At 41.8% G+C, this 18,381-nt stretch carries 9 protein-coding genes and 2 pseudogenes; 10 read left to right on the forward strand and 1 reads right to left on the reverse strand.

The annotated features are described in order from the left end of the window. Nucleotides 1–6: 6 nt before the first annotated feature. The 10 genes and pseudogenes from AB2N10_RS14635 (at nt 7) to AB2N10_RS14680 (ending at nt 16,323) form a co-directional block, all read left to right on the forward strand. Nucleotides 7–1,803: a methyl-accepting chemotaxis protein gene (locus AB2N10_RS14635; RefSeq protein WP_354623106.1), complete on the forward strand. Its 1,797-nt coding sequence runs from the start codon at nt 7–9 to the stop codon at nt 1,801–1,803. A gap of 298 nt (nt 1,804–2,101) precedes the next feature. After that, nucleotides 2,102–3,412 carry a GGDEF domain-containing protein gene (locus tag AB2N10_RS14640; RefSeq protein ID WP_354623107.1) on the forward strand — a complete coding sequence of 437 codons (1,311 nt, stop codon included), beginning with the start codon at nt 2,102–2,104 and terminating at the stop codon, nt 3,410–3,412. A 568-nt stretch (nt 3,413–3,980) separates the two neighbouring features. Further along, entirely contained in the window at nt 3,981–5,258 is a 1,278-nt protein-coding gene (locus tag AB2N10_RS14645; RefSeq protein ID WP_354623108.1) for a hemolysin family protein, read from the forward strand. A gap of 513 nt (nt 5,259–5,771) precedes the next feature. Continuing rightward, nucleotides 5,772–7,945 (forward strand): annotated as a pseudogene (gene katG / locus AB2N10_RS14650) (catalase/peroxidase HPI). A gap of 281 nt (nt 7,946–8,226) precedes the next feature. Continuing rightward, nucleotides 8,227–9,333, forward strand: coding sequence for a GGDEF domain-containing protein (locus AB2N10_RS14655; RefSeq protein ID WP_354623111.1), 1,107 nt, complete (start codon nt 8,227–8,229; stop codon nt 9,331–9,333). A 476-nt stretch (nt 9,334–9,809) separates the two neighbouring features. Then, on the forward strand, nt 9,810–10,832 hold the full coding sequence (galE, locus tag AB2N10_RS14660) for a UDP-glucose 4-epimerase GalE (protein WP_354623112.1): 1,023 nt from the start codon (nt 9,810–9,812) through the stop codon (nt 10,830–10,832). Nucleotides 10,833–10,894: 62 nt separating this feature from the next. Then, nucleotides 10,895–11,947 carry a UDP-glucose--hexose-1-phosphate uridylyltransferase gene (locus AB2N10_RS14665; RefSeq protein ID WP_369434022.1) on the forward strand — a complete coding sequence of 351 codons (1,053 nt, stop codon included), beginning with the start codon at nt 10,895–10,897 and terminating at the stop codon, nt 11,945–11,947. Between the two features lie 14 nt (nt 11,948–11,961). Continuing rightward, nucleotides 11,962–13,119, forward strand: coding sequence for a galactokinase (gene galK, locus AB2N10_RS14670; protein ID WP_354623114.1), 1,158 nt, complete (start codon nt 11,962–11,964; stop codon nt 13,117–13,119). 25 nt (nt 13,120–13,144) lie between these two features. Next, nucleotides 13,145–14,206, forward strand: coding sequence for a galactose-1-epimerase (gene galM, locus AB2N10_RS14675; RefSeq protein WP_354623469.1), 1,062 nt, complete (start codon nt 13,145–13,147; stop codon nt 14,204–14,206). Nucleotides 14,207–14,540: 334 nt separating this feature from the next. Then, nucleotides 14,541–16,323: pseudogene (locus AB2N10_RS14680) on the forward strand (cation:proton antiporter). Between the two features lie 58 nt (nt 16,324–16,381). Here the strand turns inward: AB2N10_RS14680 and tkt are convergent. Next, nucleotides 16,382–18,376, reverse strand: a complete 1,995-nt coding sequence (gene tkt / locus AB2N10_RS14685; protein ID WP_354623116.1) for a transketolase — start codon at nt 18,374–18,376, stop codon at nt 16,382–16,384. Between the last annotated feature and the right edge of the window lie 5 nt (nt 18,377–18,381).

Genomic DNA, 18,381 nt, shown 5'->3' on the forward strand with positions numbered 1-18,381 from the left:
TTTTGAATGAATGTATTACAGCAGCTGTCTTTTAAAGCTAAAATAATTTCAGTTATGATTATTCTGTTGCTCAGTTCAACAGCCGTTTCTTTTTTAAGTGCCCGCTATTTTATCGGTCAGGAGCTCGTTAATACCGATTTGAAACAGATTGAGTCACAAATTTTCCTCATCTCTAACCGCGTTGAAAGTGAACTTGCGTCTAATATAAAACTTGCTGATAGCATTCCACTAAACCTCGCAAATTTAGCACAAGTATTAGATATCAGTGGGTTTTATAGCGTAAGTAAAGTGGTATATGGTTCGGTTTTTACACCTGATCGTAACGTTGATTATATCGCAGGAGAGCCTCCTACTTTTGTTCAGTACACTGACGAAACACAGCAAAAATATTTAACACTTGCTAATAAAATTGAAGGAAGTAAAACTTATATTAGTGATGTCTATTACGAACAACAAAAGCCACTTATCTCGATTGCGAAAGCGTCAATAGACAGTACCGGTGGTGTTGATATTTTTATTGTTGATTTAACCTCTTTGATTGATGGCTTTAAACAGATTGAAACGGAAGGTAGTTTTTTAGAGTTGGTTGATAATTTAAACCAAGTTATCTATAGCAATAAAGAGGCAACTGATGTTATTAAGTTCGGTAGAGAGGTTGATATAGCGGGTAAAAAATGGCAAATAATTGGTTATATTGATAATAGCTATATCGAAAACCATACCGCGTCACTTAATAATAAAATTAGCATAGTAACACTTGGTTTTGGTTTATTTATCATGTGTTTGGGTTTGTTGATTATAATGTTTACCTACAGACCTATTGTCGCTCTGCGTGAATTAATTGAAGATCTTGGGCAAGGGGATGCGGACCTAACGATGCGCCTTAATAGTAAAACCAATGACGATATTGGCAGAATATCAAAGGGAGTAAATAATTTTGTTGCACGCTTACAATCTATGATGCTAGAGGTGCGTGATTCAAGTCTGAAATCCACTCAGGAGATTGATGAACTTCAAGCACAAACAACGGCGAATAAAGCGTTAACAAATAGCCATAATAAAGAGATAGAATTAGCTGTCACTGCAATCACAGAGATGAGTACGACCGCAAGTACCGTTGCTGCAAATGCAGATAATGCAGTTAAACAAACAGGCACAGCACTTAATGCGACAAAAAACAGCAAACAGATTGTGGAAGAGGCGGTCAATAGCGTTGATGACTTGACTTCCGAGTTTGATAAAATGGCCGAGTCCATTAATGTGATGGTGACAGATGTTGACCAAATAGGCATCGTGCTTAACGTTATCGGTGCTATTGCAGAGCAAACCAACCTATTAGCATTAAATGCAGCGATTGAAGCGGCTCGTGCCGGTGAGCAAGGGCGAGGTTTCGCTGTTGTTGCGGATGAAGTTAGGGCGCTGGCTGCGCGGACGCAAAAAAGCACTGCTGAGATCACTGCGATGTTAAATCAGTTACAAAGTGGCAGTAGTAAAGTCGTTAATGCATTAGATGAAACACGTGCAAGATGCCTTAATACTTCATCTAATACTAACAAAATTCATGAGTCTTTGGATGTTGTCATTCAATCGGTTGCTACTATCTCTGAGCTTAACGAGCAGATATCACAATCGGCAAATGAGCAACGTGAAGTAAGTGGGGAAATTGATCAGAATATGTCTGTTATGCAGGATATGGTTTTACGCTTAGATAATGATAGTGAGTCAGCGGTTGGTAAGATGAGACACCTATCTGAAACTAATGACGCATTAGGTAAACTCGTTAACCAATTTAAATTACAATAATAGTTTTATTAACTAGAGATCTGGTTAATGAAGCATCAAATTATTACTTTTCACAGCGCCTGAGGTTCACTGCCCACAGGCAGTTCAGATATGCTGATATAGGTTGGTGGAATGGCACATCTTTGTGTCTCATCCTGTTCAGCATCCTTGCCTCTCGCTCGTGGTGATTGCTGTTGTAAGACGCGTCCAAATTGATACGAGAGGGGTATGGCTCACAGTAATTTTGCTACCTGTTAGTGCTTCTACAATAACTGTATTACCATCAGCCCGTTGGTATTTTTAGGACTTGGGCAACGAAATGGATATCTCTAAAATTAATTATCGTATAATTGAACGATTCTATTTTTCTATGGCGGTCATTTCTGCCGTGTTAATTATGTGGCAGTACTGGGGAATGAACCACAGGGTCAATATCTATCCAAGTCCTGCCGCTAAAATAGCGACAGGAGGCGACCATATAAATGGTGGACGGTCAGAAAGTGCTATATTAGTCGCTGAAAATATCATAAAGCAGCATTGTCAAATAACGCCTTCTAATACTTTTGCATTTTGTAGTTTAGATATTTCCATTGGAGCTGATCCTAACCATGGTATTGATCTTAGCCAGTTTGACCATTTGTCGCTTTTGATTGACCATCAATCTAGTGAGCAAGATACCTTGTTAATTTACTTAGAAAATAGCGAGTTTAATGGAAACGATTCGACTATTTCTCGTATAAAGAGCAACATGCAGGTTATTTTACCTTCGTCATCTAAGCAGCTTTATAACTTACCTTTGCAGAGCTTTTTTGTTCCATCGTGGTGGATTCTACAAAATAAAGTCACCGGGGTGGATGCCCAAAGCAATTTACGTAATGTGACAGGATTCAGAATAACAACGGGTGATAGCACGCTAAGTCGTAGTATTGATATTACGTTATACAAAGCGCAATTTGTCGGTAAATGGATTAGTAGTTACACCTTGTATTTGGGCTTGCTGATCTGTTGGATAACCATGATTTTTATTCATGCCACTTATCGGCTTTACCAATTAAATAAAAATTTAACTTTAAAGCGGCTGCAGACTAAAGAGTTGACGCAGATTAATAAATTATTACGTATCGAAAAAAATAAATTTGAAACGTTATCGAAAACAGATCTGTTAACGGGGATCGCTAATCGAGCCGGTACGCGTGACCTTTTACAAAAATTGCAAAATTCATCGGAGGATAATTGTTCGTTAATCCTATTTGACATTGACCATTTTAAACAAATAAATGATAACTATGGTCATAAAGTTGGTGATGACGTTTTACGTAATTTAGCGCAGTTAATTAAAAACACGATTAGAGAAAGCGACCATTTTGCGCGCTGGGGTGGTGAAGAGTTTTTGATTTTATGCCCTAATACAACAATTCATAATGCCGTTGCTATTGCCAACCATTTATGTAAAAAGGTGAGTGAGGCGAACCTGATTAAAGAACAACCCGTTACTTGTAGTTTTGGTGTTGCTGAATCTCAACTGAAACAATCGCATAGTATTATTGCCCTGTTTGAATCGGCTGATTTGGCTATGTATAAAGCCAAAGAGAGTGGACGTAATCGGGTTGTAATGCAGCATGAGATTTAAGCTAGTTTAAGGAAAGGTTGCGATACTTTTTTGCTTAGCTTAATTGTTACCATTAGGCGTTTATTTTTAGTTATACCAACTCCGGTAAGTATGTGATCCAAATTTTGCGTAGGAAAAACAGCTTAATTCAAGGCGTAATTTGACGTAAATGGTTATTCCCTTTGCGAAAATTACAACGCAGCAGTAAGTTGTTTTAACCAGTAAAATAGATCAGCTATTTATCGGAATTGGTATTAGCAACTCTGTTTACGTTAATAAGTGTGCTTCAATTTTTATTTCATTCTATCTTCAATAGGTAAAGTCAGTAAAAAACGTGCCGAGATACTAGGCATAAAATAGAATTAGCGTATGCTACATCGATATGTTATCCCCCCCCCCGAAAAGAGGCTGACAATTACCTCCGGTTACGCTTTAGTCTGGTCTGTGAGTGAGCAGCTGACAAAGCATCTGGAGATATAATGCGCTCGCTTTTAGGGGAAAAATAGGGCAAATCTGTTTTCTGCCGTATTTTATTGATCTTAGTGAAGTATTCAAAGAAGCACTTGAACGTTATAACAGGGTAAAAAAAATGAGTGATATATTAAGTATTGGTTTACTGATCATTGCCGGCGCGCTGTTTGCCATGTCTGAGATCGCAATATCAGCATCCAGAAAAATTAAACTAAGGGTGATGGCTGAAGAGGGTAATCTTAAAGCGTTAGAGGTGATTAAACTGCAGCAGCAGCCGGGTAATTTTTTTGCCATGATTCAAATTGCCTTGAATGCGACCTCTATTCTTGGTGGTATTGTCGGTGAGCAGGCATTGACGCCATATACCCGCGAATTGATTAGTTTTTTTTATGACGGTGCCTTACTCGATAAAATTAGTTTTTTGCTTTCATTTCTCTGCCTGACATCTTTGTTTATTCTATTTGCTGACCTGCTGCCGAAACGGTTAGCGATTATTATGCCGGAAACCGTGGCGTTGCGGGTTATATCAATCATGCATTGGATCACTTTTTTATTAATGCCGGCGGTTTTTCTCTTTAATGGTTTAACTAATATTATTTTACGTATTTTTAATGTACCAACGGAGCGTAGTGAGCTCGTCACGACTGAAGATATTGTTGCGATGATGGATGCGGGCGCAGAGGATGGTAGTCTGCAAAAGCAGGAGTACCAATTGATTGGTAATGTGTTTGATTTAGAGTCACGGACTATCGCTAGCGCGATGACGCCGCGAGACCAAATTATTTATTTTGATTTGGATGATAGTAGTAGTGATATTAGCCAAAAAATTATTGACCATCCACATAATGACTTTTTGGTTTGTGATGGCAGTTTGGATAAAATTCAGGGGAGCATTGAGTCTAAAGAGATATTACGTTTGGTGCTAAAGGGGGAGTTGGCGCAGATTAATCCAACCCAAGTTGATAAGGATCTATTTTACCTACCTGAAACATTGACGCTTTCTGAAGCGCTCAATGCATTTAAAATTGCAACGCAGCCCTTTGCAGTGATCGTTAATGAGTATGCGACAGTGGTTGGCATTGTGACGGTCAAAGACTTGTTGAGCAGCTTTATGGGGGAATTGATCACTCCTCAGGATGAAGAGCAGATTGTGCAAAGGGATGCTGATTCTTGGCTTATTGAGGGACTAACGCCAATTAACGATGTCATGCGCAGTTTGGATATTGAGGATTTTCCTGATCGTAATCAATACGAAACCATTGCCGGTTTTATGATTTATCAGCTAAAACGGTTACCCAAACGAACCGATAATTTTATTTATCAGGGCTATAAGTTTGAAGTGTTAGACCTTGAGGGGGTGCGTGTGGAGCAGGTTTTGGTGACGCGATTGGGATGATTTTGTGGGTTTACATCATCGCTGGCGACGTTGTAACCCATGATACTTCAAGATGCAAAGTCAGCAAGAAAAAGCATACCGAGATGTGAGGCATAAAATAGAAGTATAGTGATTCTACATAGATATTTTATAACAAAGCAGATTGGTGCTATTTTCCTTGCCCTACTGGGTACTACCTCGAAAACCAGTGCAGCGTTGTAACATTCAAAAAGTGAATAACAATTACCTCATGTTACGCCTTGCTCTGCTTCATCTTTCCTTAATAAGCGATGACCATAATATTCTCTGTAATGATATTAGTTTCATCGCTATCCGCTCGCTGCCTATTACTTTCTCATATTCACCCAGCTCGTTTTACTAGGCAATTTCACATTCGTACAACGTTATACAGTTCCGCTGTTCTGCTTCAGTTACGCATTAATAGTAAAGCGAACTAATATCAGTTATGTATATTTAATTTATATACCGATCTCACTGCGGTATGAATTTCAATTTATGAGAGGAAGTTTAAATATGGCTGAAAAGAGCACAAACAGCGCTGGTAAATGTCCAGTGATGCACGGTGGTGCAACTGAGAGTAGTATGTCAAATATGGCGTGGTGGCCAAAAGCTTTAAACCTCGATATTTTGCATCAACATGACCGTAAAACGAATCCAATGGAGGCCGATTTTAATTATCAGGAAGCGGTTAAAAGGCTTGATGTTGCTGCCCTGAAGTGGGATATGCTTGCCTTAATGACCGATACTCAAGCGTGGTGGCCTGCAGACTGGGGACACTACGGTGGTTTAATGATTCGTATGTCTTGGCATGCTGCGGGTACCTATCGTACCGCCGATGGGCGAGGTGGTGCTAGCACGGGTAACCAACGTTTTGCGCCGCTCAACTCTTGGCCGGATAATGTCAATCTTGATAAGGCGCGCCGCTTGCTTTGGCCGATTAAGAGAAAGTATGGTAACAAACTTAGCTGGGCAGATCTGATTGCCTATGCGGGCACGATTGCCTATGAGTCTATGGGGCTAAAAACCTTTGGTTTTGGCTTTGGACGCGAGGATATTTGGCATCCTGAGAAAGATATTTATTGGGGTTCGGAAAAACAATGGTTAGCACCAAGCGGCAGTGAAGGGAGTCGTTATTCTGGAGAGCGGGATCTCGAAAATCCCTTAGCGGCGGTAATGATGGGGTTGATTTATGTTAATCCGGAAGGGGTTGATGGTCATCCTGATCCGTTAAAAACAGCGCATGATGTACGCGTTACTTTTCAACGTATGGCGATGAATGATGAAGAGACCGTAGCCTTGACCGCTGGTGGGCATACTGTCGGTAAATGCCACGGCAATGGTGATGCCGCTCAATTAGGTGGTGCACCGGAAGGTGCTGATATTGCAGAGCAGGGGTTAGGTTGGAATAATAAAACGAAACGGGGCGTGGGGCGGGATACGATATCGAGTGGTTTAGAGGGGGCATGGACGACGCATCCAACGCAGTGGGATAATGGTTACTTCTCGTTGTTACTTAACTATGAATGGCAACTGCAAAAAAGTCCCGCTGGGGCATGGCAGTGGGAACCTATCGATATAAAAGAAGAAGATAAGACGGTCGATGTTGAAGATCCTGCAATTCGTCATAATCCGATCATGACTGATGCTGATATGGCAATGAAGATGGATCCAGCTTATCGTAAAATAGCGGAGCGTTTTTATAACGATCCCGACTATTTTTCGCAAACTTTTGCTCACGCATGGTTCAAATTAACCCATCGCGATATGGGGCCAAAAAACTGTTATATCGGGCCCGATGTGCCAGCGGAAGATTTACTATGGCAAGATCCCATTCCTCAGGGAGTATGTAATTATGATCTTCAAGTCGCCAAAGATAAAATTGTCGCCAGTGGTTTAAGTATTGCTGAACTTGTCGCGACGGCTTGGGATAGCGCAGAACATTCCGCGGTTCTGATAGACGGGGCGGTGCTAATGGTGCGCGTATTCGTCTGGCTCCCCAAAAAGATTGGCTAGGTAATGAACCAGAGCGTTTGTCTAAGGTGCTTGCTGTTTGTGAGGGAATAGCTAGTGATGTCGGTGCGAGTGTCGCAGATATTATTGTCTTAGCTGGTAATGTTGCTATAGAGCAGGCGGCCAAAGCGGCAGGTTTTACGATTAGCGTGCCATTTTCACCGGGACGTGGTGATGCTTCACAGGATATGACCGATGCGGTCTCTTTCGCCGATTTAGAACCTATTCATGATGGTTATCGCAATTGGCTTAAGCAGGATTACTCCGTGAGTGCTGAAGAGTTACTACTTGATCGAACCCAATTGATGGGATTAACTGCGCCTGAAATGACAGTGTTGATTAGTGGTTTGCGTGTTCTTGGGGCTAACTATGGTGGTAGCCAACATGGTGTGTTAACTGATCGAGTTGGCGTCCTGAGCAATGACTTTTTAGTGAATTTAACGGATATGCGCTATAGCTGGAAGCCCGTTGCAAATAACCTTTATGAAATCTGTGAACGTGATACGGGAAAAGTAAAGTGGACGGCGACACGTGTTGATCTTGTTTTTGGCTCAAATTCGATACTGCGTGCCTATGCTGAATGTTATGCGCAGGATGATAACCAAGAAAAATTTGCCAGGGATTTTATTAAGGCATGGGTCAAAGTGATGAATGCCGATCGCTTCGATTTACTGTAGTTTTATGCTTTATATTCATGTTACCTCAAGTCTGGTGCGAGCTCGTATACCAGAGCTGAGTTGATTGTTATTTACTTTTGAGTCTTATAACGCCAAGTCGGCACTCTCCCATAGTGCAGAGCATCGTAGTCTGGGAGTTTGTCGAGATAGGCTGCGCGAAATATCTAATTAATTGACCAGCATCAGCAATTAGCGATTAATTCATTGAATATCGAGCAAGCGTAAATTAATCTGCACATTAGGCGCACAATATTTTAATACTCAAGGTAGAGATAAGTATCATGGATTCATTTAATTGGGGGCAATATTTTGAAACTGGGTTAGATGAGGTTGATGAACAGCATCATCACCTTGTTAATTTAATTAATCAGTTTGGCCGGCTGCTATCTGAAAACCAAGTTCATATTGATGATGTTGATCGCCTATACCATCAGTTATCAGATTACGCGGTATATCATTTTCACAAAGAAGAAAAGTTAATGGCTGAAATTCATGTTGATCCTCGTCACTTGAGTAGTCATATTGATGTCCATAGAGGCTTTCTTGAGGAAGTATCTTCAATTTATTCCAGTATATCTATCGATGACCTTGATCAAGCAAAATCTTTTTTTAAATTTCTGACTCATTGGCTCGTCTACCATATCCTTGGTAAGGATCAGGATATGGCTAAACAGATCCATGCCATTAAATCAGGAGTGACTCCTCTGGCTGCATACGATTCATTACAGCAAGAAAAAAATAGATCCATGGAACCTTTGATGGAGGCGCTTGATGGCTTGCTTGATCTTGTCTCCATGCGTAACAAACAGCTTAAAAAATTGAATGCGTCTCTGGAAGAAAAAGTAGCATTACGTACCGAAGAGCTTTATAAGGCAAACCAATACCTTGAAGAAATGTCCTTAACCGATGTGTTAACTGGATTACCTAATCGCCGTCACGCGATGCGTTTTCTTGCGAGTTGTTGGAATAAATCATTAGCAAATAACTCCCCCTTAATCTGTATTATGATCGATGCAGATCACTTCAAAGAGGTTAATGATAGCTATGGGCATGATGCTGGCGATTTAGTGTTGAAAGAGCTGGCTAAAACGTTGCGTGATACTTTTCGAACTGATGATCTTGTCTGTCGTCTCGGTGGGGATGAATTTTTAATTATCTGTCCCAATACCGATAAAGAAAGTGGTATGCATATTGCGGAGTTAGCCCGTAAAGCGATTGCTAAGCTTTGCGTTGTAACAGGCGGCAAACCTTGGCATGGCAGCATGAGCGTTGGGGTTGCTTGTCGAACGCCCGATATGCTGCAATATGAAGATCTTATCAAGGTCGCTGATAAAGGCGTATATGCAGCTAAAAAGGCCGGGAAAAATTGCGTGAGATCGACAGGATAAAAACGCTGTTATCATGCATGATGCACTGTTTATCTGTTTTAGCGCGCCTCAATAAGCGTCATATTCATAGCCCATAGCTGTACTTTTCTAACCCAATAAATCATGAAAATAAGAAAACCTTCCCTAGCCGTAACTTTTTACGAAAGTAGGATTACAGCAAATTTTCTCGTTACTGAAGTCAATACATCGCTGCGTTGCATTCAATCGTAATAGCCGGCTATTACTCAATCCTGCACCTTACTCTCCCTTATTTTTTCTCTACAAGCTATGACTACCAATATTATCTGGATTGATATAATTAAGGGGTTGATTTATTTAGCTATTGAGGAATGCATTATCGCATCAATAAATACATGAAAATTTTATCACTACAGTATTGTGTAAACGTTTACAGTTATGTATAGTCATATCTTGGTAGCCGTGCTGTTAGTAGAGCAGCAAAGTGCTTATTTCGGATAAAACAAGGTGATAGAGTTATGAAAGTATTAGTGACAGGTGGTATGGGATATATCGGTAGTCATACTTGTGTACAGATGATCTTAGCTGGCATTGAGCCCATTATTGTCGATAACTTATGCAATGCTAAGTTAGCCGTATTAGATCGTATCGAGGAGTTAACAGGCGTCAAGCCTGCTTTTTATCAAGGGGACATCCGCGATGAAGCATTCTTGACAGATATTTTTTCGCAGCATCAAATCCAGTCTGTGATCCATTTTGCGGGTCTTAAAGCGGTGGGTGAATCGATGGTAATGCCGCTTTCCTATTACGACAATAATGTCAATGGTTCGTTGGTGTTAGCGCGAGCAATGGCCAAGGCTGGTGTAAAAAGCTTAGTATTTAGTTCCTCTGCCACTGTTTATGGTGACCCTGAAGTAGTACCTATTACAGAAAGCTCGCCAACAGGTGCGACAACAAATCCATACGGCCGCAGTAAATATATCGTTGAACAATGTTTATCTGATTTGCTTGTTGCTGAACCCGATTGGAGCATTACATTATTGCGTTACTTTAATCCGGTTGGTGCGCATCCATCAGGCACTATGGGAGAAGATCCACAAGGTATCCCTAATAACTTAATGCCTTTTATTGCTCAAGTGGCGGTTGGTCGTCGTGAATCATTAGCTGTTTTTGGTAATGATTATAACACGCCCGATGGGACTGGCGTACGTGATTATATTCACGTGATGGATTTAGCCGATGGTCATATTGCAGCGTTACAAAAAGTGGGACAAAAAGCAGGATTACATATTTACAATTTAGGTACGGGCAAAGGAAGTAGCGTGCTTGAGATGGTGAATGCCTTTGCAAATGCGTCGGGTAATCCTGTTCCTTATAAAATTTGTCCACGCCGAAGCGGTGATATTGCACAGTGTTGGGCAAGTACCGATAAAGCTGAAAAGGATCTTGGTTGGAAAGCGAGCCGAACTATTGACGATATGAGTGCTGATACTTGGCGTTGGCAGTCGCGAAATCCGCAGGGTTATCCCGATCCTCAATAATATTTTAACATTATGATGAATAAAGCCCATTGTATATGGGCTTGCAAATAGAAGAGAATACTATGTCTGAAGTTACGTTTAACCCGATTGATCATCCACACCGCCGTTATAACCCGTTAACGGGGCAATGGATTTTAGTTTCACCGCATCGTGCGAAGCGCCCTTGGAGTGGTCAAGACGAGACTCCCTCGACAGAAGAGTTACCGAGTTATGACGCTGAATGTTTTTTGTGTCCAACCAATACGCGTATCTCTGGTGATAAAAATCCTGGTTATGCAGGTACTTATGTTTTTACCAATGATTTCGGTGCATTAATGCCGGACTCGCCAGACGCCCCCATGTCGAGCAATCCACTATTTAAAACACAAGGTGTTCGTGGTTTAAGTCGTGTTATCTGTTTTTCACCAGATCACAGTAAAACACTGCCAGAGTTACCGTTGGATAAGATCCGTGGCGTGATTGATACTTGGAATGATCAAATTGAAGAGCTTGGCAAAACCTATGTATGGGTACAAGCCTTTGAAAACAAAGGTGCAACAATGGGGTGCTCACAGCCTCATCCGCATGGTCAAATTTGGGCAAATAGCTTTTTACCTAATGAAATTGAACGTAAAGAGCAGCTTCTTAAAGCTTATTATGAACAACACGGTTCAAATTTGCTGCTTGATTACGTACAGGCTGAATTAAAAGATGGAGAGCGTACGGTTGTTGAAACCGAACATTGGCTTGCAGTTGTTCCTTACTGGGCCGCTTGGCCGTTTGAAACCATATTATTACCGAAAACGCATATTCGTCGTATGAGTGAGTTGACCCAAGATCAGCGTGATGATTTAGCGCTAGCAATTAAAAAACTCACGAGTCGTTACGATAATTTATTTAACTGTTCATTTCCTTATTCCATGGGATGGCATTATGCACCATTTTTTGAACAGGGGACTGATATTGACCACTGGCAATTACATGCTATTTTCTATCCGCCATTGTTGCGTTCTGCCTCTGTACGTAAATTTATGGTGGGGTATGAAATGCTTGCTGAATCTCAACGAGATCTTACGGCAGAGCAAGCTGCACAAAAATTACGTGATGTAAGCGATATTCACTATAAAGAACAATAACGAGGAACGACACCATGTCAACGAATGAATTGAAGTTACGAGCTGCAAAGGCATTTAAAGATGTATGTGGTTATCAGGCAACAACCTTTGTACAGGCGCCTGGTCGCGTTAACTTGATCGGTGAACATACGGATTATAACGATGGTTTTGTGATGCCTTGTGCGATTAATTACCAAGCGGTTGTTGCTTGTGCTAAACGTTCTGACGGTATTGTCCGTTTGATCTCTGTCGATTATGACAATGTGCAGGATTCATTTTCTCTGAATGAGCCGATTAAGCCGACCAATGATAAACTCTGGGCTAATTATATGCGCGGTGTGGTCCATTTCTTAAAAGAAAAGGGCTATGTTGTCGGCGGTGCGGATATCGCGATCACAGGTAATGTTCCACTTGGCTCTGGTCTTAGTTCATCCGCTGCACTTGAAGTGGTAACTGGGCAAGCAATGAAGGCATTGTATGATTTAGAGGTTGCGCAATCAGAGTTGGCACTTATTGGTCAAGCCTCTGAACATAACTTTGCAGGATGTAACTGCGGTATTATGGATCAGATGATCTCCGCTTGTGGTGAGAAGAACCATGCTCTTCTTCTTGATTGCCGCAGCTTAGAGACAAAAGCTGTGAGTATTCCAGATAATATCAGCATTATGATCATTAATTCTAATGTGACCCATAGCTTAGTGGATGGAGCATATAATGCATTGCGTAAACAATGTGAAGAAGCTGCTCACATTCTTGGTAAGGCTGCTTTACGTGATGCGACCTTGGCTGAATTAGATGCCTCGACTATTGAAAAAGGTTCTGATGTTTATAAACGTGCGCATCATGTTATTTCTGAAATTGATCGTACAGTTGCTTGTGCCGATGCTTTAATCGCAGGGGATTTGCATAAAGTGGGTGAATATATGTACGCATCACACGCTTCTATGCGAGATGACTTTGAAATTACGGTACCAGAAATTGACTATATTGTAGAAGTATTAGCTGATTTTCTCGGCTCTAAAGGTGGTGTTCGCATGACTGGGGGGGGCTTTGGTGGCTGCTGTGTTGCGTTAATGCCTTCTGATATGGTTGCTCAGGCAAAAGCGCTCATTGAAGCTAAATATGAAGCAAAAACAGGTATTAAAGAATCGATTTATATCTGCACGCCACAAGATGGTGCGGGTAATATCTAATAAATAATAAGGTTAGATTATTGTGATGGAAAATTCTCTTATTCAAACGATGACTCAAGAGGTCGCCTTTGATGGGCTTCCGGCTAAATTGGTGACGTTGCAAAATAAAAACGGCATGTCCGTTACATTTATGGATATCGGTGCAACGTGGTTAAGTTGCACTCTTCCTATTGATAATGAACGCCGAGAGGTTTTGCTAGGGCTTGCGACAATGTCTGATTTTAAAAAGCATTCTTCTTATCTGGGGAGTACTATCGGTCGTTACGCTAACCGCATCGCCAAAGGGATGTTTGATATTGATGGTTTGCATTATCAGGTTGCTATTAATCAAGCCGGAAATACGCTTCATGGGGGCCGAGATGGTTTTGATAAACGTCGTTGGAATATTACACATCAAGATGCCAGCACAGTCGGTTTTTCGCTTGTTTCTGCGGATGGTGATCAGGGGTTTCCTGGCAATTTACAGGTGTCAGTTTGTTATCAGTTAAGCGATGAAAATACATTGTTAATTAGTTATCAAGCGACAACGGATAAAGCAACGCCAATTAATCTAACTAATCATGCTTATTTTAATCTATTAGGCGCTGAATCTGGATTAGATTGTAAAAGCCATATTCTTTCTATTAATGCAGATAACTATTTACCGACAGATGGAGACGGGATACCACTTGGCCATCCCGTATCTGTACAGGCGAATAGTTTTGATTTTCGTCAAGCAAAAGCAATTGCTTCGGACTTTTTAAAGGGCGAACAGCAATCGTTAGCGAAAGGTTATGATCACTCCTTTTTACTGAATCAAGATAGTCAGAATGGAGCGTGTGCTGCAACACTTTGTAGTCCAGATAAACGTATTACATTAAAAGTGTTTACTAATAAACCTGCTATACAATTATACACAGGTAATTGGCTAGCTGGAACGCCAAACCGCAGTGGTGGTGAATATATGGATTATGCGGGTATCGCGTTAGAAACTCAGTTCTTACCCGATGCGCCTAACCATCTTGAGTGGGCGCAGCCTAGTCCGCTTTTGGCGCCAGGAGAAACCTATCGTTATCAAACCGCTTATCAGTTTACTCTGTTAGAATGATAATCTCTCATGTATTACAATGAATAAATTAAGCCGAATATTATCCTATTCGGCTTTTTTATGGGTATCGATGCATTACTCAGCTATTACGCTATCATGCGCCTTGCTCTTCCTCATTTGTCCTCAACAAGCTATGACCACAATATTATGCCTAATGGTATTGGCTCCTTACTTTCCGCTTGTTGTTGTTTCTGTTGTCATCTAATATGAAGCATTGTTTATAAATGTAGCGAGGAGGTTGTCATAAAACTGTTTTACAGTTTCGTTAAAATAACGTAATTTTTTCTAAAATGCTGCGTATCATTCGTAGCGCTCAGTCACGTTAAGGATATTTATGACTGCACTTATTTTTGCTGCCATCGTTTTGGTCTCCGTTGTTGCCCAGTGGCTTGCTTGGTCACTGAAAGTTCCCGCTATTTTGTTTCTTCTCCTCACCGGTTTACTCTTAGGGCCGGGTGTGGGGCTATTAAACCCCGATGCATTGCTCGGCGATCTATTATTTCCAGTGATTTCACTCTCCGTTGCCGTTATTCTCTTTGAAGGCGCATTAACATTACATTTCAAAGAGTTAAAAGGGCTAGGTAAGATTGTTCGTAATCTCTGTTCGGTCGGGATGCTGGTGACCTTTGTGATAATTGGTGCTGCTTGCTACTGGCTACTTGATATAGATTGGCGTGTTTCTGCGGTGATCGGTGCCGTATTGGTAGTGACAGGGCCGACGGTAATTGCGCCGATATTAAACACCATGAAACCCGTTAAAGAGATTGACTCTATTTTACGCTGGGAGGGGATTGTTATTGATCCGATTGGTGCTTTATTTGCTGTTCTGGTTTTTGGCGCGGTAACGTCAACAAGCCAAGGTGATGCGGTACTTTCTACTTTACTTGCGCTGTTGCAAATGTTGTCTGCGGGCTTATTAATGGGGATTTTCGCGGGTTGGTTTACGACGCTCATTATCCGTCGTGAATGGCTACCCTATGAGTTGCATAAATTTGCTATTTTAGCCTTAGTCTTAATGACCCATTCGATTGCTAATGTTGCCAGCCATGAATCTGGGTTACTTGCGGTAACTATCTATGGCATGTGGCTTGCCAACCAGAAGGATCTTGATTTAACCTCTATTTTAGAGTTTAAAGAAGATCTCGCAAATATTAATTTCCAGTTTATTTATCTTACTGGCCGCTAGGTTAGAGTGGGATAGTGTGTTGTTACTTGGCCCGATGGTCTTCGCATTTTTGGCTGTTATCCTGTTTATTGCGCGCCCGTTATGTATTTTCTCATCAACATTGGGCAGTAAGATTTCCTATCGTTCAAAAATTTTATTATCCTGGATCGCACCAAGGGGGATTGTGGCTGCGGCGGTGGGATCTGTCTTTGCCTTAAGTCTTACCGAAGCCGGCGTTGAAGATGCAGAAAAAATTGTGCCGCTTATTTTTACTGTAATCATTGTGACGGTGATATTACAGAGCGTAACGGCGACACCTTTAGCACAGTGGTTGGGCTTAAGAAAACCCGTTCCATCAACGGTTTTATTTATCGGGGCTAATCATGTTGCCAGAGGCATTGCGGTTGGGCTGAAAGATTTGGGTGTCTCTGTACTGATGTCTGATCCTGCTTGGGAAAATTGTCATCTAGCGCGTATGGCAGGGCTTCCTTGTTACTACGGTAATCCACAATCTGAGCATGCAGAGCGTTTTGTGCCGCTTGCTGATCTCAATATGGTGCTGGGCCTTTCACCTAATCGCCATGATAACGCCCTCGCTGTTCAGCATTTTGCTCATCTACTCGATGAAAAGAAGGTTTTTTCGCTACATTCAGGTGAACATCATAGTAAGCGCAATAAAGTCAGTTCGACCTTTCGTTCAAGGCAAGTTTTGTTTCGCCGCGATGTGACGTTTACCAAGTTGAGTAGTTTGTTGACTAAAGCAGGTAAAGTTAAAGCGACTAAATTGGGTGATTCTTTTCTTTGGCAAGATTATTTGCAAGCCAATAAAAGTGCGGTACCACTCTTTGTTATTAGCGTATCAGGTAAGCTTAAGCCATTTGAAATAGGGGATGAGTATCAACCAATTGCAGGGGAAACGATTGTTGCCGTTCACCCGGTGGCGAACGTCTAGTTGTGCAGCCCTTTTATTAACGGTAATAAAAGGGCTGTGAAGGGATCACTTCAAATAGTTAGTTAAGTAGCGTTTTTGCAGTGTTAACGATATTTTCAGTGGTAAAGCCGAATAACTTGAATAGTTCATCGGCTGGCGCTGACTCTCCGAAGCTATTCATGCCAATAATGCGTCCAGAAAGCCCGACATATTTATACCAGTAATCTGCGATTCCTGCTTCAACCGCGATACGCGCAGTGACCGCTGCTGGTAAGACGGATTCTTGGTAAGAGGCATCTTGCTTATCAAAGAGATCGGTCGATGGCATCGATACCACGCGTACTTGATAACCAGCACGAGTGAGTTCGTGATAGGCATCGACGACGATACCCATTTCAGAACCCGTTGCGATAAGAATTAATTGTGCTGTGCCAGTGCAATCTTTTAATACATAGCCACCTTTAGCAATGTTAGCAACTTGGCTTGTTGTGCGTTCTTGCTGAGCTAAATTCTGACGAGAGAAAATTAATGCTGTTGGCGCATTTTTACGTTCAATTGCCAGTTTCCAAGCGACCGCTGATTCTACTTGGTCACATGGTCGCCAAGTGCTCATATTAGGGGTTAAGCGCAATGAGGCTATTTGTTCAACGGGTTGATGTGTCGGACCATCTTCACCAAGGCCAATTGAATCATGGGTATACACTTGAATGTTTTGAATTTTCATTAGTGCCGCCATACGCATTGCATTGCGCGCATATTCCATAAACATTAAGAAGGTTGCACCATAGGCAACAAAGCCACCGTGTAAGGCAATACCATTCATAATGGCAGTCATGCCAAATTCACGAACACCATAGTGTATGTAGTTACCGGAAAAATATTCTCTTGTTAAGGATTTAGAGCCTGACCACATGGTTAAATTTGAAGGTGCAAGGTCGGCAGATCCACCCATAAATTCTGGTAACATAACACCAAAGGCTTCAAGTGCATTTTGCGATGCTTTACGTGATGCAATATTTGCTGGCGTTGCTTGAAGATCCGCTATAATAGCCGTTGACTTCTCTTCCCAGTTTGCAGGAAGCTCGCCATTTACACGGCGTTTAAATTCTGCCGCTAGCTCTGGATACTGTGCTTGATAGGCGGCAAATTTCTCATCCCATGCTGTTTCTTTTGTTTTGCCAGCTTCTTTAGCATCCCATTTTGAGTATATATCCGCAGGGATTTCAAAGGGGCCATGTTGCCAATCTAATTTTTGACGTGTTGCTGCAATCTCTTCGGCACCTAATGGCGCGCCGTGACAGTCGTGCGTACCTGCTTTGTTTGGCGAACCAAAACCGATAATCGTTTTCGTACAGATAAGTGTGGGCTTACCCGTTTCTGCTTTCGCTGCTTCAATTGCCGCGTTAATGGCGTCTGCATCATGGCCATCTACCGCAGGAATAACATGCCAACCATAGGCGGCAAAACGTGCTGGCGTATCGTCTGAAAACCAACCTTCAACTTCACCATCAATGGATATTCCATTGTCATCCCAAAATGCAATGAGTTTACCAAGACCAAGTGTACCAGCGAGTGAACAGACTTCGTGAGAGATCCCCTCCATCATGCATCCATCACCCATAAATACGTAGGTGTTATGGTCAACGATGCTATGACCATCTTTGTTAAACTGTTCAGCAAGTGCACGTTCAGCCATTGCCATACCAACTGCATTGGCAATACCTTGACCAAGCGGTCCCGTTGTTGTTTCAATACCGGGAGCGTAACCATATTCAGGGTGACCCGGTGTTTTAGAGTGTAGTTGGCGGAAGTTTTTTAACTCATTGATTGGTAAATCATAACCAGTTAGGTGCAAGAGTGAATAGAGCAGCATTGAACCATGACCATTTGATAGTATGAAGCGGTCACGGTCTGCCCAGTTTGGATTATTCGGGTTATGATTAAGATGGTCTCGCCACAGTACTTCAGCGATATCAGCCATCCCCATTGGTGCACCAGGGTGACCTGAATTAGCTTTTTGTACTGCATCCATACTTAACGCGCGGATTGCGTTGGCTAGAATTTTTCGTTGCATATTGG

This window comes from Psychromonas sp. MME1 (genome assembly GCF_041080865.1).
Lineage (GTDB): Bacteria > Pseudomonadota > Gammaproteobacteria > Enterobacterales > Psychromonadaceae > Psychromonas.

Coding starts and splice junctions, on each gene's coding strand:
- AB2N10_RS14635 (WP_354623106.1), top strand. CDS start 7: ATGAATGTATTACAGCAGCTGTCTTTTAAAGCTAAAATAATTTCAGTT.
- AB2N10_RS14640 (WP_354623107.1), top strand. CDS start 2,102: ATGGATATCTCTAAAATTAATTATCGTATAATTGAACGATTCTATTTT.
- AB2N10_RS14645 (WP_354623108.1), top strand. CDS start 3,981: ATGAGTGATATATTAAGTATTGGTTTACTGATCATTGCCGGCGCGCTG.
- AB2N10_RS14655 (WP_354623111.1), top strand. CDS start 8,227: ATGGATTCATTTAATTGGGGGCAATATTTTGAAACTGGGTTAGATGAG.
- galE (WP_354623112.1), top strand. CDS start 9,810: ATGAAAGTATTAGTGACAGGTGGTATGGGATATATCGGTAGTCATACT.
- AB2N10_RS14665 (WP_369434022.1), top strand. CDS start 10,895: ATGTCTGAAGTTACGTTTAACCCGATTGATCATCCACACCGCCGTTAT.
- galK (WP_354623114.1), top strand. CDS start 11,962: ATGTCAACGAATGAATTGAAGTTACGAGCTGCAAAGGCATTTAAAGAT.
- galM (WP_354623469.1), top strand. CDS start 13,145: ATGGAAAATTCTCTTATTCAAACGATGACTCAAGAGGTCGCCTTTGAT.
- tkt (WP_354623116.1), bottom strand. CDS start 18,376: ATGCAACGAAAAATTCTAGCCAACGCAATCCGCGCGTTAAGTATGGAT.